Source organism: Caballeronia sordidicola (assembly GCF_001544455.2).
GTDB classification, from domain to species: Bacteria; Pseudomonadota; Gammaproteobacteria; order Burkholderiales; family Burkholderiaceae; genus Caballeronia; species Caballeronia sordidicola.
Genome location: NZ_FCOC02000026.1, coordinates 1 through 21,059, shown reverse-complemented (window position 1 = coordinate 21,059; position 21,059 = coordinate 1). Strand labels below are relative to the sequence as shown.

Annotated in this window: 18 protein-coding genes; 7 read left to right on the top strand and 11 right to left on the bottom strand. The window is 61.3% G+C overall.

Features of this window, described 5'->3' with window-relative positions:
- The first annotated feature begins 235 nt into the window (after positions 1 to 235).
- Positions 236 to 1,699, top strand: a complete 1,464-nt coding sequence (locus tag AWB64_RS27035) for a cytochrome ubiquinol oxidase subunit I (RefSeq protein ID WP_060858486.1) — start codon at positions 236 to 238, stop codon at positions 1,697 to 1,699.
- Positions 1,696 to 2,700 carry a cytochrome d ubiquinol oxidase subunit II gene (gene cydB, locus AWB64_RS27030; RefSeq protein ID WP_208603322.1) on the top strand — a complete coding sequence of 335 codons (1,005 nt, stop codon included), beginning with the start codon at positions 1,696 to 1,698 and terminating at the stop codon, positions 2,698 to 2,700. Before AWB64_RS27035 ends, cydB begins: the two co-directional genes overlap by 4 nt.
- A gap of 44 nt (positions 2,701 to 2,744) precedes the next feature.
- Here the strand turns inward: cydB and AWB64_RS27025 are convergent, their stop codons facing one another.
- The 3 genes from AWB64_RS27025 to AWB64_RS27015 all read right to left on the bottom strand — a co-directional run bounded on the left by AWB64_RS27025 (position 2,745) and on the right by AWB64_RS27015 (position 5,213).
- The gene (locus tag AWB64_RS27025; RefSeq protein WP_060858484.1) at positions 2,745 to 3,215 is read right to left on the bottom strand and encodes a hypothetical protein; all 471 of its coding nucleotides are present in this window, start codon (positions 3,213 to 3,215) and stop codon (positions 2,745 to 2,747) included.
- Positions 3,216 to 3,241: 26 nt separating this feature from the next.
- On the bottom strand, positions 3,242 to 3,805 hold the full coding sequence (locus tag AWB64_RS27020; RefSeq protein WP_060858483.1) for a peroxiredoxin: 564 nt from the start codon (positions 3,803 to 3,805) through the stop codon (positions 3,242 to 3,244).
- A gap of 79 nt (positions 3,806 to 3,884) precedes the next feature.
- Entirely contained in the window at positions 3,885 to 5,213 is a 1,329-nt protein-coding gene (locus AWB64_RS27015; RefSeq protein WP_082850649.1) for an EAL and HDOD domain-containing protein, read from the bottom strand.
- A gap of 553 nt (positions 5,214 to 5,766) precedes the next feature.
- On the opposite strand from AWB64_RS27015, the gene AWB64_RS27010 reads away from it, so the two are divergent.
- Together AWB64_RS27010 and AWB64_RS27005 are read left to right on the top strand one after the other, a co-directional pair.
- Complete coding sequence (locus AWB64_RS27010) at positions 5,767 to 7,725, top strand: putative bifunctional diguanylate cyclase/phosphodiesterase (protein WP_082850643.1); 1,959 nt, start codon at positions 5,767 to 5,769, stop codon at positions 7,723 to 7,725.
- Between the two features lie 244 nt (positions 7,726 to 7,969).
- On the top strand, positions 7,970 to 9,445 hold the full coding sequence (locus AWB64_RS27005) for an HDOD domain-containing protein (RefSeq protein ID WP_060858482.1): 1,476 nt from the start codon (positions 7,970 to 7,972) through the stop codon (positions 9,443 to 9,445).
- A gap of 59 nt (positions 9,446 to 9,504) precedes the next feature.
- Here the strand turns inward: AWB64_RS27005 and AWB64_RS27000 are convergent, their stop codons facing one another.
- From AWB64_RS27000 to AWB64_RS32415, 3 genes are all read right to left on the bottom strand, one after another.
- Positions 9,505 to 9,837: a hypothetical protein gene (locus AWB64_RS27000; RefSeq protein WP_244164220.1), complete on the bottom strand. Its 333-nt coding sequence runs from the start codon at positions 9,835 to 9,837 to the stop codon at positions 9,505 to 9,507.
- Positions 9,838 to 10,144: 307 nt separating this feature from the next.
- Positions 10,145 to 11,764: a methyl-accepting chemotaxis protein gene (locus tag AWB64_RS26995; protein ID WP_060858480.1), complete on the bottom strand. Its 1,620-nt coding sequence runs from the start codon at positions 11,762 to 11,764 to the stop codon at positions 10,145 to 10,147.
- Between the two features lie 68 nt (positions 11,765 to 11,832).
- On the bottom strand, positions 11,833 to 12,210 hold the full coding sequence (locus AWB64_RS32415; protein ID WP_244164224.1) for a hypothetical protein: 378 nt from the start codon (positions 12,208 to 12,210) through the stop codon (positions 11,833 to 11,835).
- Here AWB64_RS32415 and AWB64_RS26990 point away from each other — a divergent pair.
- The 3 genes from AWB64_RS26990 to AWB64_RS26985 all read left to right on the top strand — a co-directional run bounded on the left by AWB64_RS26990 (position 12,209) and on the right by AWB64_RS26985 (position 14,273).
- Positions 12,209 to 13,327: an MFS transporter gene (locus AWB64_RS26990; RefSeq protein ID WP_374728651.1), complete on the top strand. Its 1,119-nt coding sequence runs from the start codon at positions 12,209 to 12,211 to the stop codon at positions 13,325 to 13,327. The genes AWB64_RS32415 and AWB64_RS26990 overlap by 2 nt on opposite strands.
- Positions 13,328 to 13,464: 137 nt before the next feature.
- Positions 13,465 to 13,770 carry a hypothetical protein gene (locus AWB64_RS31180; protein ID WP_075643364.1) on the top strand — a complete coding sequence of 102 codons (306 nt, stop codon included), beginning with the start codon at positions 13,465 to 13,467 and terminating at the stop codon, positions 13,768 to 13,770.
- Positions 13,749 to 14,273, top strand: a complete 525-nt coding sequence (locus tag AWB64_RS26985) for a helix-turn-helix transcriptional regulator (protein WP_060858478.1) — start codon at positions 13,749 to 13,751, stop codon at positions 14,271 to 14,273. The genes AWB64_RS31180 and AWB64_RS26985 overlap by 22 nt, the downstream gene beginning before the upstream one ends.
- A gap of 87 nt (positions 14,274 to 14,360) precedes the next feature.
- Here AWB64_RS26985 and AWB64_RS26980 read toward each other — a convergent pair whose 3' ends face one another.
- The 5 genes from AWB64_RS26980 to AWB64_RS26960 form a co-directional block, all read right to left on the bottom strand.
- Positions 14,361 to 16,253 (bottom strand): propionate--CoA ligase, encoded by a 1,893-nt coding sequence (locus AWB64_RS26980; protein WP_060858477.1) that lies wholly within the window; start codon positions 16,251 to 16,253, stop codon positions 14,361 to 14,363.
- Between the two features lie 134 nt (positions 16,254 to 16,387).
- The gene (locus AWB64_RS26975) at positions 16,388 to 16,918 is read right to left on the bottom strand and encodes a hypothetical protein (RefSeq protein ID WP_244164219.1); all 531 of its coding nucleotides are present in this window, start codon (positions 16,916 to 16,918) and stop codon (positions 16,388 to 16,390) included.
- Positions 16,915 to 17,166, bottom strand: a complete 252-nt coding sequence (locus AWB64_RS26970; protein ID WP_060858476.1) for a hypothetical protein — start codon at positions 17,164 to 17,166, stop codon at positions 16,915 to 16,917. Before AWB64_RS26970 ends, AWB64_RS26975 begins: the two co-directional genes overlap by 4 nt.
- 174 nt (positions 17,167 to 17,340) lie before the next feature.
- Positions 17,341 to 18,105 carry a 5'-methylthioadenosine/adenosylhomocysteine nucleosidase gene (locus AWB64_RS26965; protein ID WP_060858475.1) on the bottom strand — a complete coding sequence of 255 codons (765 nt, stop codon included), beginning with the start codon at positions 18,103 to 18,105 and terminating at the stop codon, positions 17,341 to 17,343.
- A complete protein-coding gene (locus AWB64_RS26960; RefSeq protein ID WP_060858474.1) occupies positions 18,102 to 20,471 on the bottom strand; it encodes a UvrD-helicase domain-containing protein in 2,370 nt (789 codons plus the stop codon). The genes AWB64_RS26965 and AWB64_RS26960 overlap by 4 nt, the downstream gene beginning before the upstream one ends.
- Positions 20,472 to 21,059: the final 588 nt, after the last annotated feature.

Genomic DNA, 21,059 nt, shown 5'->3' with positions numbered 1-21,059 from the left:
ACGCGCTTATCGCGGTGGTTATCGGTGAATGTTTATCTATATAACGTTTGGCAAATAAAATCGTCGTTTAACAAAAACCTGGTTTAATCTAAACCGGTAAGCCGACATCGCTGCATTGACGCTATATCTAGATCAAGGTCAAGAAAGAAACACGGAAAGCGCCGGTCCTGCATGGTGACAAAAGTGCGAGCGTTGTCCGGTCGAGTCCATATGAAGCTTCTCAAGCGGAGTGTTCATGGAATTAGATGCCGTTTTGCTGTCCCGTTTTCAGTTCGCGTGGGTGATCGCCTTTCATATCCTGCTACCCGCCTTCACGGTCGGGCTTTCGTGTTTTATCGCGACGCTCGAAGTGCTCTGGTGGATTACCAAACGCGACGTCTACCGGCGGCTTTCGGCATTCTGGCTGAAGATATTCGCGGTTTCCTTCGGCATGGGCGTGGTGTCCGGAATCGTGATGCCGTTCCAGTTCGGCACCAACTGGAGCCGCTTTACCGATGCCACCGCGAGCGTCATCGGCCCGTTGATGGGTTATGAAGTCCTCACGGCCTTTTTCCTCGAAGCCGCGTTTCTCGGCGTGCTGCTGTTCGGCCGCAAGCTCGTGCCGCAATGGGCGCACGTGCTGGCCGCCTTTTTCGTGGCGTCGGGAACGGTCATTTCGTCGTTCTGGATTCTCGCGGTCAATAGCTGGATGCAAACGCCGCGCGGCTACAAGATCCTTCCCGACGGCCGCTTCGAAGTCACCAGTTTCTTCGACGCCATCTTCACGCCCTCCTTCCCGTACCGCCTCGGCCACACGGTCAGCGCTTTCCTCGTCACGGCCGCGTTCGTGATCCTGGGCGTGGGCGCGACGTACCTGAGGCAACGCCGGTCGCTCGAAGAAAGCCGCGTGATGACGAAGATGGCGCTGATTTTCCTGTTGATCATGGTGCCGGTGCAGATGGTTATCGGCGATATGCATGGTCTCAATACGCGAGAACATCAGCCCGCCAAACTCGCCGCAATGGAAGGCCTGTGGGAAACAGGCGCGCGCGTGCCCGCCGCGATCTTCGCGATTCCGGACCAGGACAATGAGCGTAACCGGTTCGAGATTTCCATACCTGTGCTTGGCAGCATCTATCTCACGCACGATCCGAACGGCGTCGTGCAGGGTCTGAAGGATTTCCCGCGCGAGGATCGGCCGAATGTCGCGGTCGTGTTCTTCGCGTTCCGGATCATGGTCGGCATTGCCGTGCTGATGTTCGTGCTCGTACTCTCGGGCATCGTCCTGTTCGCGCGCGGCAGGCTCGAGACCAGTCCGCGCTGGCTGCGTTGCGCGACCTACGGCATGCCGCTCGGGTTTATTGCGGTGCTGGCGGGATGGACCACGACCGAAAGCGGCCGTCAGCCCTGGACCGTGTACGGATTGATGCGAACCAGCGATTCGGTCACGCCATCGCTCAAGGCCGGCGATGTCGGACTATCGTGGCTGCTCTACGTGCTCGCGTACATCGTTATTTTCGGGTCGGGGTTCATCCTGCTGCGCCGCCTCGTGCGCACGGGTCCCGCCGACGAACACGCCGATACCGACCACGACCTGCTGCAACCGGAGACGCGGGCGGCGCGGCCTTTGTCGGCAGCGTCGGCAAGCGCGGCGCGCAGCACCGGCGCGGCGAAGGCAGTCAGCGCCGACGACGTCGTTCCACCGGCCAGGAGGCCATGATGCTCGACCTCGTGCCAATGTGGGCCGCCATCCTGGCGCTCGCCGTATTCATGTACGTGCTGCTGGACGGCTTCGATCTCGGCGTAGGGATGGTGTTCCTGCTGCGCCGCGACCCGGTCGAACGGCAGTTGATGATCAACTCGGTCGCGCCCGTCTGGGACTTCAACGAAACCTGGCTGATCCTGGGCGGCGGCGGATTGCTCGCCGTGTTTCCGCTGGCGTTTTCGATCATCGTGCCGGCGGTGTATTTTCCGATCCTGCTGATGCTGCTCGGCTTGATCTTTCGTGGCGTCGCGTTCGAATTCCGCGAGGTGATCGGCGCGCGCAAATGGATCTGGGACGGTGCGTTCGGCTATGGATCGCTGATTGCGACGTTTTCGCAGGGCGTGGTGCTCGGCATGTTCATCCAGGGCTTTCCCATACACGGCCGCGTTTTCGCCGGCACGAGCTGGGACTGGATCGCGCCGTTTCCGCTTCTGACCGGCATCGGGCTGATCTTCGGATATGCATTGCAGGGCACGACGTGGCTCGTCCTCAAGACCGAGGGCGAACTGCAGGAATGGGCGCGCGGCATGGCGAGGAAGGTGCTGTTCGGCGTCATCGCGTTTATCTTGCTGATCAGCATCTGGACGCCGCTCAAGGATGCGCGGATTTCAGAGCGCTGGTTCAGCTTTCCCGCGAGCTTTGTGTTCGCGCCAGTGCCGGTGCTGACCGTGCTGCTTGTCTGGACGTTGTGGTCGGCGTTGGGCAAGCGCCGCGAAGTGGTCCCTTTCATGTGTTCGATCGGGCTGTTTTTTCTGGCGTTCACCGGGCTGGTGATCAGCTTGTGGCCGCTCATTGCGCCACCTTCGGTGACCTTGTGGGATGCGTCTACAACGCCGCTTTCACAGCAGTTTCTGATTATCGGGACAATGTTCCTGCTGCCTGTGATCGTGCTCTACGTAGTTTGGTCGTATTGGGTTTTTCGAGGGAAAGTACGCGGCGATATGGGATATCACTAGTTTTCCCCGCTCGCGCCCGAGTAGCAATGCAAAGCGCACAAAGGTCACAGCTTCTGGTCCGTGGCCTTTTGCAGAATCCGGCTCCACTTGTGCGCCTCGCGCCGGTCGCCCATGGGCAGGATCCACTTGGGCTGCGCAGCGTCATCCACATCCAGCGCAACCTGCCACGGGCGCCTGGCGGACCCCGCTTCCATGCGCGCGCCGCGCAAATCGGCAAAGATATACATGCCGGTGCGCTCACCCAGGCGCACCTCGCACAAGCGCTTGCCCGCGGCGACCCGTATGCCGCCCCAATCGCCTTTGGTCTCGTGCGTCCAGTCGCCATCGCGGGCGTTGGGTGCGACTTCTTTCCACCGGAACCAGAAATACGCCGCAATGGCCACCACGATCAACCCCGCCACGATCGCGGCGCCCACTGCAATTGCCACGCCAAACGCCGCCGATATTGCATGAAACGACCAGAACGCGCCGTAGATCACGGCCACGAGAACAACGAGTGCAACGATAATCGGCATCGGCAAGTCACCTTGAATGCAAAGAACTACTGCGTCTTGTGCTTCGCGTTCCAGTCCTTCAACGCCTGCAACGTGTTCGCCACGTGCTGATCCGGCGACAAGCTCGTGTACTCGTAAATCACCTTGCCGTCGGGCGCGATCACGTACGAAACGCGATTCGCCATTGAGTTGACGAGCGGCATGGACGCGTCGTATTGCTTGATGATCTTCGAGTCGGCGTCGGCGGCAACCGGGAACTTGCTGCGGCACTCGCTCACCGAGAACTTCTTCAACGTGTCGATATTGTCATGCGACACACCGATCACAGTCGCGCCCTGCGCCTTGTATTCATCGACGGCATCGGCGAATTCATGCGCCTCGATCGTGCAACCCTTCGTGAACGCAGCCGGATAGAAGTACAGGACGACAGGCCCCTTCTTCAACGCGCTCGCGAGCGAATAGTCGAAGACGTTGCCGCCCATGGATGCCTGCGTGGTGAAAACCGGCGCCTGGTCGCCGGGCTTCAAGGTCGCGTAGGCAACCAGGGCATACGCGGCAAACACAGTACCCAGCGATAAACCCAGCAACTTACCCGCAAATTTTCGCTTCATGAGACTCCCTTCGTTTTTGATTGGGTCTTTCATTTGAGCCGCAAAAATGCACACAAGCAGGCCATCCCGCCAGCCTACCTTACTCCATCCGGTGCGCGCTGAACCACGTGGCGGCCTCGAACTGCAACTGGGCGAGCACAGCCGGCGTCAGCACGCCGAACTCCGCGTCCGAGCCCACACTCGAATCCAGCTCGGGCGCATCGCCCCGCTCGGCTGCCTGCGCGATCCGCAACAACGCGCCGAGCGCGCCGCTGCCATCGACGATTGCGTCGCATATCTCTTTCGACAGCTTCAATAACTGCATGATCTCGACAGGCGGCAAATCCACCACCACATGCACGAGTGAAAATATGCCGGTCATGAAAGCGGCATCGGCGAATTCTTCTTTCGATGGCCGCAAGGCGCGCGCCGCAAGCTCCATGAACCGCGCCCGCGTGCCGACAAGCTGCACGAGCGGGTCCGAACGCCACGGCAAATGACGGCCGTCGGCGTATAGCAGCAACTGGGTCCAGCGCGATATCTGCCGCGTACCGGTCGCAACGATCGCTTCGCGCAGCGACGAAACCGGCCGCGCCAGCTTGAACGCACTCGAGTTGGCGAGGCGCAGCAACTGGACGACCACATTCGGATTGCGCTTCAGTTCGGCTTCGAGTTCCGCGATGCCGGGTTCGCCGGAAAGCACGCCGAGCAGGCGCAGCAGCGCGGTGCGCGAAGGATTGGAACGGCGCGTGACCAGCACTTGCGGGCGCGCGAAGAAGTAACCCTGGAACAGGTCGAAACCGAGCTTTCTGGCTTCATCGAAATCCTGATGGGTCTCGATCTTTTCTGCAATCAACGTCTTGCCAAGACGCTTGAGCGTGGCCGCGAGTTCCGGAATACCCGCGCGATCGGCGGCGAGAAAATCGACCTTGACGTAATCCACGTAAGGCAGCGCTTCGCGCAACGACTCGGTCAACGCAACCACGTCGTCGAGGGCGAACTGAAAGCCTGCCTCGCGCAATTGCTCGCAGCGCTTGAACAGCCCGGCATCGAAGGTGACGGTTTCGAGGATTTCAAGCACAAAGCGCTCGGGCGGCATGATATGGACAATGTCATCGAACAACAGGTCGCGATTCATGTTCACGAACCCGCGATGGTCGCCCAGCACCGCCGCCAGGCCGATCTCGCCCACCGTCCGGGCCACCACATGGGCGGTGGCCTGGACGTCGTCGAAAATGCGCGCGCGATTGTCGGGGCTGTCGCGAAAAAGCAGTTCGTAAGCATGCAGCGCGCCCTTGCGATCGATGATCGGCTGGCGGCCCAGATACACGCTTTCCGGTTCCAGCAGCGCGGACAAGCCGGCCGGGTCGCCTGTTGCAGCGGCGCCTTGCGGGCTGTCTTGCGGCGGATTGTGATCAACCGGCGGCATTGAACGATCCGATAACTTCATCCGGCATCGCCCGCTCGCAGCGCCATCCGAAGCCTCCTCGGGCGCGCGCCGCGAACTGGCGCGTCACGGTGCTGGGGCAGGCGGTGCCGGGATTGTGCTCCGGCTGTGACAATCGGCTTGGGGACACGGTCATGGCGTACGGCAAATGGAACGGTAGCAACTGAATGACAGTGAATAATGATGAAAGATGCTCGAGCCGGTGAAAAAAATCGCTCGAAAGAGCGCGTATCCGACCCGCTGACTCACACCTGTCCAAGCCGCACTCTACCGCAAATCGGGATAGCGACAAATGGCGTGAAACCCGCCGGGGTGAAGGCTTGCGGGCGCGCGGGCATTCTTCTAAAGAAATTGGCGACCTAACCGTTAACTTGCAAAGAACACGTCCGATTCGCGGCCGCTGGAACGTCTGGCGGCTTGTGTCAGCATCGCCAGTCATCCTTGCGGCACTTCGATGCGGCGCGCTCGCCGGACAACGCGCGCCGCGCTTTTCACATGCCGTGCGTGCGTTCCTGACAGGCCAAACCCAAACAACATGCAAGTAAAACGGATCCGCACTCAGCGCTTTAACGCATGGCTCGCCGTCGCTGGCCAGACCCGCGCCTCCGTGCGCCGGATCGCCGCAACGCTGGTCGCAGCCACGCAAGGTATTTGCAATCCCAAACTCGCCACCGTCGATGCAGCGCCGCTCGACGCACGCAACACACTGCCGGAGTCTCTCCCGCACGCACCGCACAACGCGGCGCGGCTCACTCAGGTCGTTGCAACGCGCGGCGAGCAAGCCCGGCCGTCGGTTGCGTCGGACGCTCCCGCTGAGGCCACGCTCGGCGCCGTCGACTTTCTCGCGCAAGTGGACGCGTCGCTGCGGGTCACCTATGTGTCGGAGAGAAGCGTCGAGTTCCTCGGTTATCACCACGACTATCTGAGCTCGCTGACGCTGCACGAACTCGTGCCGTCGGAGGAAATCGACGAACTCGATGCGCTTGTCGCCCGCGCCCGGCAAAGCGGCAGACTCGAGATCGCAACGCTGCATCTGCTGAAGTCGCTGACAACGCCGATCTTCGTGGAACTGCGGGTTCTGTCGACGCCCGCGCCCAGCCGCGGCACCGCAGGCTTTGCGGTCGCCGCATTCGAGATGTCGCGATGGCGCGACACCGAAGCCACATTACGGCATGCACTCAATCACGATCCGCTGACCGGGCTGGAAAACCTGACTGCCCTTCAGGCAGCGCTCGACGCAGCCCAGGCCGAAGCCGTTCATACGCAAACCCACGCGGCGCTGCTGCGCGTGGATATCGATGATTTCCAGCGCATCAACCGCGCACTCGGCTACGACGCCGGCGACGACATGCTGCGCGAAACCGCGCGCCGTCTGCAGCATGCGGCACGCGCGGGCGAGCGCGTGGCGCGCGTGGCGAGCGACGAGTTTGCCGTGGTGCTGTCGGCCGGCACGGCGGCCGAAGCAGTTGCGGCGGCCGAAGACCTTGGCCGGCGGCTGCTGAGCGCGGTGGCGCAGCCGTATCTTTATCGTGGACAGCACACGCATTTGTCGGCGAGCATTGGAGCAGCCATTTTCCCCGATGCCGTCGAGCATACCGGCAACAACCTGTTGCGCATGGCCGATCATGCGCTGGCCCAGGCCAAGCGCTCCGGCGGCAACATCGTCGTGTTTCACGCGCCCGACAACGATCCGCGCAACGCCGAGCGTCTGAACCTGGAAGCCGATCTGTACGAAGGCGTGCGCAACGGCGAATTCGCGCTGCATTTCCAGCCGATCACCGAAAGCCGTCACGGCGGCGTGGTCGGCGTGGAAGCCCTGATCCGCTGGCAACATCCGGTGCATGGCCTCGTGCCGCCGGCTGCCTTTATCCCGCTCGCGGAATCGATCGGCCTGATCAACTATCTCGGCAACTGGGTGCTCAAGGCGGCCTGCATGCAACTGGTGCAATGGGACAAGGACGGGATCGCTCTCGATTACGTCTCGGTGAATGTGTCGCCGCAGCAATTTCGCGACAAGCGTTTTACGCAAAACGTGAAGGATGCGCTCGAACTGACGGGACTCGATCCGCACCGGCTGGTATTCGAGATCACCGAAAGCCTCCTCATGCACGATCCCGAAGAAGCCACGCTGCTGCTGGAAACGCTGGCGGCGCTCGGCATTCACTTTGCCGTCGATGATTTCGGCACGGGTTATTCAAGCCTCTCCTACCTGCAGCGTTTCCCGCTTTCGAAGCTCAAGATTGACCGGAGCTTCATCGAAAACCTGCTGACTTCGCGCAATAACCGGGCGATCGTCACGGCGGTGGTCGGACTGGCCAAGTCCCTCGGCCTGGAACTGGTTGCAGAAGGCGTGGAAACGCAAGCCCAGCGTAATCTGCTGATTGACATGGGATGTGATCAAATACAGGGCTGGCTGATCAGCAAGGCGCTTCCCGCCGCCGAACTGAAGCGTTGCTTTGAAGACAAATCGCTCTTTCTCCAGGCTGCTTTATGAGATACCGTCACGTCCTGTGGCAAGTGGCGCGTTTGCTGTAAAGCTTGTGTGCCAATACGCCGTTAAACGACTGATGGACGGCATTTAAAACGGGATTTACGCACGAGACTTACATTCGCTTTTTTCCGCGCATTACACTTCGGCTGAGTTGAAGGCGCGTCGCTGGCCTGATCACCGGCTACGCGCGTAACCCAATCTGGCTCAGCCAACCGGACTGGAACCTGCAAGGCATTAAACCAATCGCATGGCAAGCAATACCAAAGCCGAACTACTGGACAAACTATGGGCGCGAATGAGCGAGCGCGGGGATTTCCCCATGCTCTCGCAGGCCTTGCGCACCACGGTATCCGCGATGAGCGACGACGACCTGGACTTCACCGCCCTCGTCCAGGTTGTTCTGTCCGACTTCGGCCTGACGCAGAAGGTGTTGAGGCTCGCCAATTCCGCGATGTACATCTCGTTCGGCGGCAACATCACGACCGTCACGCGGGCGCTGATGGTCCTCGGCATGGACGCGGTCGGCCATCTCGTGGTCGGGCTCAAGCTCGTCGACCATTTTCATCACAGCGCGCCGCGCCGCATCGACGCCAAGCTTGAACTGAACCGCACGCTGCTCTCCGGCGCGGTCGCGCGGCAAGTGACCGAGCGCAGCGAATTCCGGGCATCGGAGGAAGCGGTGGTCTGTACGCTGATGCGGCAGATCGGCAAGCTGCTGGTGGCGTTTTATCTCGAGACCGAATGGGATCAGTTGCGCCGCAAGGCTGCTGCCGAGAAGATCAGCGACAACCTCGCGTGCAGCGCGCTCCTTGGTGTCACGTTCGAGGAAATCGGCATCGAGGCAGCGGACCGCTGGCGCTTGCCGGAGACCATCCGCACGGGAATGCTGACGCGCGATCCGCTTCTGCCCATCGATGAAAAAACGCCGCGCCACGTGCGCTGGCTGCAAGCGGTCACCAACTACTCCACCGAAGTCGCCGATGCACTCACGGCGCAACATGTCGACGAGTCTCATCGCGAGCATTCGCTGATCGACATTGCGAACCGCTATAGCCGCGCGCTGGCGACAGACGCCGCCACGCTCGCCGAAATGAGCCTTGCGCTCGCGAACGAAGACACGAACGACGGCGTGATGCGCGAGATTGTCGAACTGCGCGCGGATGCCGACGCGATTGCGCGCGCGGGGTTATCGGCGGAAGCACGGATTGCGGCGAGTCTTGACGACTTGCGCTCGCTGCCTTCCAGGAACGCATTGGCTCCGGTGCTTTCGCTCGCGGCCGAAGCCGTGCTTGCGGGGCTTTCGTTTTCGCGCACGGTGGTGTTCGTGCGCCAGGTCAATGAAGAATTCCATGCGCGGCTCGGAATGGGTCCTGGCGTGGAATCGCTATTGCCATCGCTTAGTTTTCCAGCCGCTTTCGAGCCGGACGTCTTCCATCTGGCGATCTCGAATCCAGTGGGAATTTTCATCGAAAATGCGCGCGACCCGCGTATCGATGCACGTCTGCCGCGCTGGTTCAAATCGTCTTTCGGCGACGCCCACGCGTTTGTCCTGCTGCCGGTGAAAGCAAACGGATCGACGGTGGCGATGCTTTACGGCGACTGGACGCAAGCGCAGCAGGTGCGAAAAATCACGTCGATGGAAATGGCGGCGTTAAACGAGCTAATGCGTGAGTTAAGCCGTTTTTTTAGTAACGCCGACTGGAAAGAAATGGAATTGATCTAGTCGGCGCGCTCAGGACAGAACTGCCACGAAGCGCGCCGATTTTCCCTTAGCCTGACCACTCACTCGCGCCAGAGAATCGCCACCGCCTGATCGCCGTACTCCACGATATACCCGCCATGCTCGCGCTGCCACGCACGTCCTTCGGCGGCGCTTGCGAACCAGACCTTCTCGTAGTCGCCGAACGCGCCGGCATCGAACCGGTATCTGTCGATGACAGCCGGCGCCTGCGTGTCCACCACGGCTTTGCAAGCGTCCCAGCCGAAATGTCCGAGTTCGACGGCCAGCATGTTCAACACATGCTTGAGCTGAATCCCCGCACGGTTCTCGTGCAATTGCGTCAGCGTTTCATCGCGGATCACGCCTGCGGCGAGCAGGCGCCGAAGGACCGGCATCGCGGCGCTCGTGCTCTCCGCGCGAGCGAGCCGAAGCAGCCGGCGCGCGTGGCGCCGAAGGAATCCAGTGTTGGTGATTTCAAAAAGACCAGCGCGGGGACAGGATGTTGACCACATGACGTTTCTCCTTAATGCGCCGTTCTCGCTGCGGCTAAAGGTTCGACGTTGCGGTTTATCCAGATGAGAGATAACGCGTGACAGGTGCTTTCACTTTCGCGAGACCGGGCGCCCTGCCGCGCCCGCCGCGAATTCTAGAACGAAGGCGTGCGTTCAGGCAAGCCCGCGTTCTTTCGATGGATGCAAACCCTCACTTGAGCTGAAACTTTCCGACCAGTTGTTTCAGTGCATGTGCCTGATCGTCGAGCGATTGCGCCGCGGCCGCGGCCTGCTCGACCAGCGCGGCGTTTTGCTGCGTGCCGGCGTCCATTTGCGTAACGGCGTGATTGATCTCTTCAATGCCGCTGCTTTGCTCGGCGGACGCCGCCGATATCTCGCCCATGATGTCCGTCACGCGCTTCACGGCCCTGACGACTTCGTCCATGGTCGCGCCGGCTTCGTGCGCGAACGTGGAGCCATCCGAGACGCGCGAGACCGACGTATGGATCAAGCCCTTGATCTCCTTCGCCGCCGCTGACGACCGTTGTGCGAGATTGCGCACTTCGCCCGCTACAACGGCGAAACCGCGCCCTTCTTCGCCCGCCCGCGCCGCTTCCACGGCTGCATTGAGCGCAAGAATATTCGTCTGGAACGCGATGCCTTCAATCACGCCAATGATGTCGCCAATGCTCTTCGCGCTGGCGTTGATCTGTTCCATGGTCGCGACCACGCGGCCGACGACTTCGCCGCCTTTCTCCGCGATCTCCGACGCGTTGTGCGCAAGCGAACTCGCCTGCTTCGCGTTCTCGGCGTTCTGCCGCACCGTGGACGTCAACTGCTCCATGCTGGACGCGGTCTTCTCCAGCGCGACGGCCTGCTGCTCGGTGCGCTGCGACAGGTCCACGTTGCCTTGCGAGATTTCGCCCGACGCCGACGCAATCGCTTCCGCGCTGGCCGCGATTTCGCCAACGGTCGTCGATAAACCCGACTGCATGCCGGAAAGCGCGTACAGCATGCTGGTGTTGTCGCGTCTCGCGATGGTGATGCGGTTCGACAGATCGCCCGCGGCGATGCGGCTTGCGATCTGCATGGCGTAGACGGGTTCGCCGCCGAGTTGCCTGGACAGCCGCCGCACGACCCATTCGCTCACGAAGAAAGCCAGTACGATCAGCGCCAGCGTCAGCACCGCGACCATCACGAACGACGCGTGATAGATGGACGAAGCCGTATCGATGGTCGCTTTCGCCGCCGCCCCGCGCTGCGCGATCAGCACGTTGACGAGTTTCTCCAGCTTGCCCGTTGCCACCAGCAGCGAGACGTCCTGCATGCCGACCTGCCAGTTCATCTGCGACAGATCGAGCGGCTGCTCCTTCATGAGTTTCACGAACGCGCGCAGGTCGTGGCTCCACGCGCCCACCGCGGTTGCGAGCTTCTTCTGGTCGCCCGTCGGATCGGCGAAACCCTGCAACTGGTTTTGCTCGCCGCTGATATCCGCCAATGCATGTTCGACGTCCGCGCCGAGTTCGTCGCGCTCCTTTGCCGTCGTCGCGGTCAGCAGCATCTTCTGCGAGCGGCTCGCGCGCAGGACGGCGGCGCGCAATTCCTCGGCGGCACGGCTCGCCACATACCCTTCACGATAAATCGAGTCAGTCGAGCCGTTGAGCCGGCTGATCTGCGTGAGCGCAATCACGCCGATCGCCAGCGTGCCGATCAGCACCAGCGCGAAAGCGAGCCGCAGCGACGCCTTCACGGAAAGCGAGCGGCGGCTCGCTTTCGCGTCGGCTTTGACAGTAGAACGAGCGGCGGTTGCGCGCAGCGAGAACAATTTCATCGATTGAATTCCCAAGTGTCGATTGGCATCGCGCGGTCGACGCCTTTTGAGCGGCGAGCGCGAGTACATCAATGGTCTACGGCGCGAACCCGCGCTTCTTTAGGGAAGTTTTCCGCATTTGTTACAAAACGATGTTTGATGAGCAAAATGCATGGAAAACCCTCAGATCGAGGGGGTTCGGTGTCCGGATCGCGACAAAACTTGGCCGGACAATGCATAAAGGACACTTTAAAATCACGAAAACGGGTTATCCACCAGCCATCAAGGTAGATAACGAATGCAACGCGAGACTTCTCCCAGCCTTTCACCATGCAGACGAGTATCGATAAAAGCGCGCTCGGCGCGGCGCCCTCATTGGGTTCCGCCAGTCCGACAATCGCGGCGGCGCCCCGCACCGTATTTTCGGTTTTGGGCGCAATCAGTTTTGCGCATTTACTCAATGACATGATCCAGTCGCTGATCCTCGCCATTTACCCGATGTTCAAGAGCGAGTTCTCTCTCTCGTTCGGACAGATCGGCCTGATCACGCTGACGTATCAGATCACGGCGTCGTTATTGCAACCGCTCGTCGGGCTCTACACCGACAAACATCCGAAACCGTATTCCTTGCCAATCGGCATGGGATTCACGCTGTGCGGCCTGTTGTTGATGTCGATGGCGGGAAGCTTTCCGGTCTTGCTGATCGCGGCGGCGCTCGTTGGCTGCGGATCGTCGATATTCCACCCCGAATCGTCGCGCGTGGCGCGCATGGCGTCGGGCGGCCGGCACGGGCTCGCGCAATCCGTGTTTCAGGTCGGCGGCAATGCGGGTAGCTCGCTCGGACCATTGCTGGCGGCATTGATCATCATGCCCCACGGGCAACGCAGCATTGCGTGGTTTTCGGCGGCGGCGCTGCTCGCCATTATTGTGCTGTTCAATATCGGACGGTGGTATCAGCGGCATCCCGCAGTGAAGAAAGCGCGTAGCAGCACGGTCGTGTCTTCCTTGCCCCGCAACAAGGTGATGATCGCCATGACGGTCCTGATGCTGCTCACGTTTTCGAAGTACTTCTATCTCGCGAGCATCAGCAGCTACTTCACGTTCTATCTGATCAGCAAATTCCATTTGCCCGTGGAAACGGCGCAGGTCCATCTCTTCTGGTTTCTTGCGGCAGTCGCCGTGGGCACGATCGTAGGCGGTCCTGTTGGCGACAAGATTGGCCGCAAGGTCGTGATCTGGGTGTCCATCCTGGGCGTTGCGCCCTTCACCCTGATGCTGCCCTTCGCCAACCTCTTCTGGACCGGCGTGCTGTCTGTTGTGATCGGCCTGATCCTGGCGTCGGCTTTCTCGGCCATCCTGGTGTATGCAACGGAACTGGTTCCCGGCAAGGTCGGCATGGTCGCTGGCCTGTTCTTTGGCTTTGCGTTCGGCATGGGCGGGATTGGCGCGGCGGTCCTTGGCCATCTGGCTGACGCGACGAGCATCGACTATGTCTATAAGGTTTGTTCTTTCCTGCCGCTGATCGGAGTCCTGACCATCCTGCTGCCCAATACCCGGGAGAAACCGGTTTCGGCACGCGCGTGACGTTCACGGTCATGTGAGCAGGCAAGCACGCGACCGGCGAAAGCACGACTCAAAACGAGTTTTTGTTTCGACGTTCCAGCGCCACCCAAGGTTGTCACTTGACAACTTTGGGTGGCGCTTCTACTATGGAGCTAAGGATGACTCGTTCAAAGCATCAGAAAAAGGAAATTGAAGAAGCACTGCAACACGCTGAAACACACGGGTGGCGCGTTGAACAAGGCGGGAGCCACGCTTGGGGACGGATTTATTGTCCATTCAATGAAGCCGCTTGCCGCTGCGGCGAGTTTTGTATAACCAGTGTGTGGAGCACACCCAAAAATGCGGTCAACCATGCACGCGCCATCAAACGCGTTGTGGACAACTGCGCGTTTCACGCCGAAAAGGTTTCCCAACAATCAGCGGTCTTAATTAAATTGATGCCATGGAATACACGTTCACATTGAAGTACCGGCTCTCGGAAAGTGACTGCGATCACGAGGAATTGATCGGCCGTCTCGGCGCCGCCGGGTGCGACGACGCGCTGATCGGCGTGGGACAACCTGGCCGCATTGCGCTCGCATTCACGCGGGAAGCAGACAGCGCGGAAGCCGCATTAATGAGTGCATTGAAGGACGTCAAGTCAGCCATTCCGACGGCTGCGCTGGTGGAAGCATCACCAGATTTTGTTGGCCTGACAGACGTCGCCGATACTATTGGCGTCACGCGCCAGAACATGCGCAAGCTGATGCTCGCGAACCCTTCCACCTTTCCCGCACCGGTTCACGAAGGCAGCGCGGCGGTCTGGCATCTGGCGGAAATACTGGACTGGCTTGACGCCCGGGGAACGTATCAACTCGAGCAGGCGGTGCACGAAGTTGCTGCTACAACCATGCAAATCAACTTGGCTAAAGAGGCGGTGCACGGATTGCCGAAGACACAGTCGGCGCTGCAAAAGCTGGTTCGCTGACCGACCTTGCGCGATCCGGGGCGGCGCACCCGGATCCCGCCATTGAAGTGTTCATGCAGTAAGTTGCTGTTTGCCAGAACCGATCAATCAACGCGTCAACGCCTCTTTCACCTGCGCCAGCGCCCCAGCGTCTTCAATCATTGGAAGATCGCCCGGATCGCGTCCTTCAGCCAGCGCGGCAATCGCACGGCGCAGCAGTTTGCCCGAACGCGTCTTGGGCAGCATCGCAAGGAAATGCACGCGGGCAGGACGGGCAATCGCTCCCAACTGCGAATCCACGCTGCGCGCGAGTTCCGCTTCCAGTGCTTCGCGCGCGCCCGCGTCGTCAAGCGCCTGTGCATCGCGCAATACAACAAACGCCAGCGCAACCTGGCCCTTGACCGGATCGGAGACACCGACCACAGCCACCTCGGCCACCGCCCGATGACTGCTGATCGCTTCCTCTATTTCGCGCGTACCCAGCCTGTGTCCCGCCACGTTGATCACGTCGTCCGTGCGCCCGAGAATGGAGACGTAACCGTCTTCATCCGCAACGCCCCAGTCGAAGGTCGAATACAACTGATGTCCGGGAATGCTCTGCCAGTATGTCTTGATAAACCGCGAATCGTCGCCCCAGACGGTCTGCATGCAGCCCGGCGGCAACGGATAATCAAGCGCGATCACGCCCTTCTCGCCCGCGGCGCAAATCTCGCCGGTTGCTTCGTTGCGCACGGTCAGGGCAAATCCCATCGAGGGCACGCCGGGCGAGCCCAGCTTGGGCGGCAACGGTTCAATGCCGCGGGGGATGGCGATCATCGGCCAGCCGGTTTCGGTTTGCCAGTAATTATCGACGACCGGCTTTTTCAGCGCGCCCTGGATCCATTGCGCGGTGGGTTCGTCCAGCGGTTCGCCGGCCAGAAAGAGCGTACGCAAACTCGACAGATCCGCCTGCTCCATCAGCTTCGGATCCTGTTTCTTGAGCACGCGCAGCGCGGTCGGCGCGGTGAACATCAGGTTGATCCTGTGCTGTTCGATGATGCGCCACCAGATGCCGCCGTCGGGACGAATGGGCGTGCCTTCGTACATGACCGTGGTCAGCCCGGCAATCAGCGGCGCATAGATGATGTAGCTGTGCCCGACCACCCAGCCCACGTCGGACGCGGTCCACATGGTGTCGCCGGGTTTGCCCTGGAAGATGTGTTCCATCGAAGCCGCCAGCGCCACCGCATATCCGCCAACATCGCGTTGCACGCCTTTCGGCTTGCCGGTCGTACCCGAGGTATACAGCACATAAGAAGGCTCATTCGATTCGAGCCAGACGCATGGAACGTGCGCCGCGAAAAATTGTTCGCGCAACGGCTCGTAGTCGACCAGATACGGCGCCTGCAAGCGCTCGGGCGCAAGTTGACGGTCGATCAGCAGCACGTTCGCCACCTTGTGCGCAGCGCGCGCGAGTGCTTCATCCACGAGCGGCGTGTAGTCGATCACCCTGCCGGCCCGCGCGCCGGCGTCGGCGGTGACGATCAGGACAGGCGCGGCGTCATCGATGCGCGCCGCCAGGCTCGGCGCCGCAAAGCCGCCGAACACGACCGAGTGGACCGCGCCGAGCCGCGCGCACGCGAGCATGGAGAACAGGGCTTCGGGGATCATCGGCAAGTAGATCAGCACGCGCTCGCCCTGTTTCACGCCGAGGGAGCGCATCACGGCGGCCATGCGATTCACTTCGGCGTGCAGTTCGGCGTACGTATAGCGCCGCTCGATGCCCGTTTCCGTCGATACATACACCAGCGCGTTCTGCTGCGCACGCAAGGCGAGATGACGGTCGACGGCGTTGTAGCAGAGATTGGTCTTGCCGCCCACAAACCAGCGCGCGAACGGCGGATTGCTGCGATCGAGCACCTGGACGAACGGCGTTTCCCAATGGATACGTTGCGCCTGTTCGCCCCAGAACGATTCCGGATCTTCGATCGACCGGCGATGAGCTTCACGATAAGTCGGCATTCGAACCTCTGTCGGGTAGCGGAATCATCGCGTCCGGATCGTTCGAGAACGACCCGGACGCAGCGAATTGCTCCTGAGCATAGTTCAGCCTGTGGGGCCGTGCTAGAGGGGGACGGCCCTGATTTGCCCCGGCCTCAAGGCATCTGCCGACGGGATTCACTGATGGAAGACGGCTTGGAAAGGTCCGTGCCGGAGTGCTTGAGCAGCACGGGCGCAAGTTCGTTGGCCACGCGCATGCCGGAGACCACGACCATGCGCACACCGCTGCCTTCGCACATACCGCGCACGGCTTCCCGTGTCGATGCCCGCGCTTCAATGCGCGGCTCGATCACGATCAGGCCACGGCAATACGCCGCGAGGGCCACCCGGTTCGATCGCAGCCAGGCGGAGCGAACGCGCAGGTCGTCGGCGGGTTCGTCCGCGCTGTAGTGCGCGACGATCACGAACGGCGCCTTCAGCGCGAGCAGGCGCTGCATTTCCGCGCCCCACGCAAAGGCGTAGCCGGGTTGCACCGCGCGCGTGCGCAGGCGTACTAGTGGGAAACGGCTGGCGTCGTGCATGCGCTGCTTGGGGACATCGGAAGGAATAAGCGTTTCCGTTGCCGGTGCGCGTGCCGGTGCTGCGGGTAGTGCCAATGAAGCGGATTGGGATTGGATGGCGATCACAGCGGTCTCGTGCTCCAGAAGTTCATGACTAAAGCCAGATTGGCCACCATCGGCCGGCGCGGAAATTTGGGCCGGCGGGCTTGCTTGGCAGGATCTGCAATCTGCAGCGTTGCGTTGCCGAGCCACGCACGGCGGGTTGTCTCGATCACGCGCGCGGCGTTCGTGGATACGGCCTGCTGTGCCCGGGCTGAATCAGAAGACACGTCAGGCAGCAAGCCGGGCGATTGATTGGGCGTCGTTTGGGTCAAAGTGGACCTCCTCTCGTCCGGCTTATTGTAATTGCGAATCATTCTCACTTACAAGCAGGATTTTTGGGGCAGGACCGGACAGAAGTGATGTAGGGATTTATTGCTGAAAAGCGGGTAGGAGGCACGGAAGGTCGAGCCGTGGCCGCAAAGCAAAAATAGGATTCGCCGCAGCGATCACGCTTTCGCAGCTAAAAACCGCCGTAATATTCCTGACGAATACGCGCCGCCCAGCGCGTGCAGAAACTCGAGGAACGATTCGGGCGCTTCGGCGTCGGCGGTGTCGGAGACGGTGCGCACCACCGCGCACGGCACCTCGTGCTCGTAGCAAATCTGAGCGATTGCGGCGCCTTCCATTTCGACCGCAAGCGCCTCGGGCAATGCGGCGCGCAGCGCATTCACTTCCGCGTGACTCGATACAAACCGATCGCCGCTCACAATCATCCCGCGATGCAAACGCGGCGGATGAACGCCGAAACGCGCTTCCAGCGCCGCGTGTTCATCGGCGAGAAAAGCAGTGCAGGCGTTGGCGAGCGCTTCGCTCAAGGCGGCATTCGCGGCAAACCGCGCCATGCCGAGCAACGGCACTTCGAAGCGCGGAAAGAGCGGTGATGCATCCAGGTCGTGCTGCATCAGCGTGTCGCCGATCACGATATCGCCCACGCGCACGTCTTTCCGGACGCCGCCCGCAACCCCGGTAAAGACGATTGCCTCGACACCGAACACGTGGATCAGCGCGCTCGCCGTGGCGGCCGCCGCGACCTTGCCCACGCGCGCGAGTGTTGCCACGCAAGGCACGCCATGCGCGGTGCCGACATGATATTCACGCCGGCCGATGGTCTCGGTGCGCACGTTCCCGGCAAGGCGCATTGCATCGACAAGATCGCCCAGTTCCTGCGGCAACGCGGCCATGATGCCGAGCAGGCCCACGCCCAACGTCATTCAACCGCCTGCAATTTCGCGACCGCCAGCGCGAGCCATTTTTCGCCGTGACGTTTGAAGCGGACTTGAGCCTTCGCGTCCGTGCCCGCTCCTTCCAGCGCGATCACCGTCCCTTCGCCGAACTTGTTGTGAAACACCGGCTGGCCGATCTTGAAACCGGTATCGGCGGCGCGCTGGTTGTTGGCGAACGCGGGCAACGGCTTGCCTGCATCCGGGTCTGTATAGGCCGCACGTTCGCCGCGCTCCTGCCCGGGGCGCGCAAACCAGTCGCGGCCCCAGCCGGCGTTATCGGCCCGGCCGCCCCAGCGCGCGCCCGCCTCCACTTTGGGTGTGAGCCATTTGAGCGATTCTTCCGGAAGTTCATCGAAGAAACGGGAGCGGATGTTGTAGCGCGTCTGGCCGTGCAGCATCCGGCTCTGCGCGAACGAGAGATACAAGCGCTCCTTCGCCCGCGTGATCGCCACGTATGCGAGACGCCGCTCCTCTTCCAGTCCGTCGCTTTCCTGCGCGCTGTTTTCGTGCGGAAACAATCCCTCTTCCAGCCCTGTGATGAACACGGCCATGAACTCGAGCCCCTTTGCCGCATGCACCGTCATCAATTGCACGGCGTCCTGGCCGGCCTGCGCCTGATTGTCGCCGGCCTCAAGCGAAGCGTGCGACAGGAAACCCGCCAGCGGCGTCATGGTGTCGGGGTTTTGCGCGGGATCGGCGGGACTTTCGGGATCGAGTACATCGACGGCCGGATCGTCCGTCGCCACACCGATTTCGGGCGCGTTTGTCGCGCCCGGACGCAGCGGGATGGAACGCGCCGGGGTATCGAGCCCATAGCCTTCCTCCTGCACGAACGCGGCCGCCGCGTTCACGACTTCCTGCAGGTTTTCGAGCCGGTCCTGGCCTTCGCGTTCGTTCTCGTAGTGCGTCGCGAGACCGCTTGCGCGCACCACGTATTCGACCGTCTCGGGCAGGCTCATATGCTGCGTTTCCGCGCGCATCTTGCCGATCAACTGCGCGAAATTCGCGAGGCTCGAACCAGCCTTGCCGGCCACATAAGGCACGGCGGCGGCCATTGAACAGTTGTAGAGGCGCGCAGCATCGGCGAGTTGCTCAATCGATCTTGCACCGATCCCGCGCGTCGGGAAATTCACGACGCGGGAGAACGCGGTGTCGTCGTTGGGGTTATCGATCAGGCGCAGGTACGCGAGCGCGTGCTTCACTTCCTGGCGTTCGAAGAACCGCAAGCCGCCGTACACGCGATACGCAATGCCCGCGTTCACCAGCGTATGTTCGATGGTCCGCGACTGCGCGTTGCTTCTGTACAGGATCGCGATTTCGCCGCGCGCCGCGCCCGCATGAATCAGCGCCTTGATCTCCTCGACAATCCAGCCGGCCTCCTGCGTATCGGTCGCGGCTTCGTACACGCGCACGGGTTCGCCGTGGCCGGCGTCGGTGCGCAGGTTCTTGCCGAGGCGTCGAGAATTCTTCGCGATCAGGAAGTTGGCGGTATCGAGAATATGGCCGTGCGAGCGATAGTTCTGCTCCAGCTTGATCATGTTGCGTACGTGGAACTCGCGCTCGAAGTCGTGCATGTTGCCGACGTTCGCGCCACGGAATGCGTAGATGGACTGGTCGTCGTCGCCCACGGCGAAGATGGCGTTGTGCTCGCCCGCGAGGATCTTGAGCCACGCGTATTGCAGCTTGTTCGTGTCCTGGAACTCGTCCACGAGGATGTTGCGAAAGCGCGCCTGGTAATGCGCGCGCAGCGGCGGATTATGGGCGAGGAGTTCGTAGCAGCGCAGCAGGAGTTCGGGAAAATCCACGACGCCTTCGCGCTGGCATTGCTGCTCGTACGCCGCGTAGAGTTCGACGAACTTCATGTTGAAGGCATCGGTGGCGTCGACGTCTTTCGGGCGCAGCCCTTGTTCCTTTGCGTTGTTGATGAAGTACTGGAGATTTTTGGCCGGATATTTTTCGTCGTCGATGTTCAGGCCCTTCATCAGCCGCTTGATGGCCGAGAGCTGGTCTGCTGTATCGAGGATCTGGAATGCTTGAGGCAGGCCGGCGTCGCGGAAATGTGCGCGCAGCATGCGGTTGCACAGGCCGTGGAAGGTGCCGATCCACATGCCGCGGGTATCGATGGGCATCATGGCCGTCAGCCGCGCCATCATCTCTTTTGCAGCCTTGTTCGTGAAGGTGACGGCGAGGATGGTTTGAGGGGATGCATAGCCCTGCTGGATCAGCCACGCGATGCGCGTGATCAGGACGCGCGTCTTGCCGCTGCCCGCGCCCGCCAGGATGAGCGCCGGTTCGTTGGGCAGCGTGACGGCGGCGAGTTGTTCGGGGTTTAGATTGGCAAGCAGATCAGGCATGGGCGAGGGGTTCCGGTAGGACGGGTATTATACGATTTAGAGGGGGTGGGCGTTGGCACTTGGGGGTTGGGGGCCTGCTATTTGCGCCTGCGCGCGTTCCCTGTTCGTTGGTCCTCTTTAGCACTGTTGGCCACTGTCCGTGGCGGGACTTCATTTCTTTTTCCAACGGCGAAAAAGAAACGAAGCAAAGAAAACGCCTTCCAACCGCTAATTCTTAAGGAGCCCGAGCGTGCACGTATATCTGCTTGGGACTTCAAAAGAACGCCCAGCGTAAAACCCCGGACACTTGAAACCTCCCGCTCCGTTCACAGATACCCACACGCTTCGCCACCAGTGTGAGTAGCCGTTAAACAGAAAAGCGCGGCGCACGTCGCGCGCCGGTTTGCGTGCTTGCACGCAAACGCGGTGTTTGGCCGTGGCGGTTCTTGTGGAGTTGTGTGCTTGCCCGAGAGCGCTAGTGGCGAAGCGTGTGGATGTAGGGGTTCGGAGGGGGAGGGTTTCAGGTGTTGTTGGTTATGGCGTCGAGGGTTCTTTTGAAGTCCCAAGCAGATCTGCGTGCACGCTTGGTCTCCTTAAGAATTAGCGGTT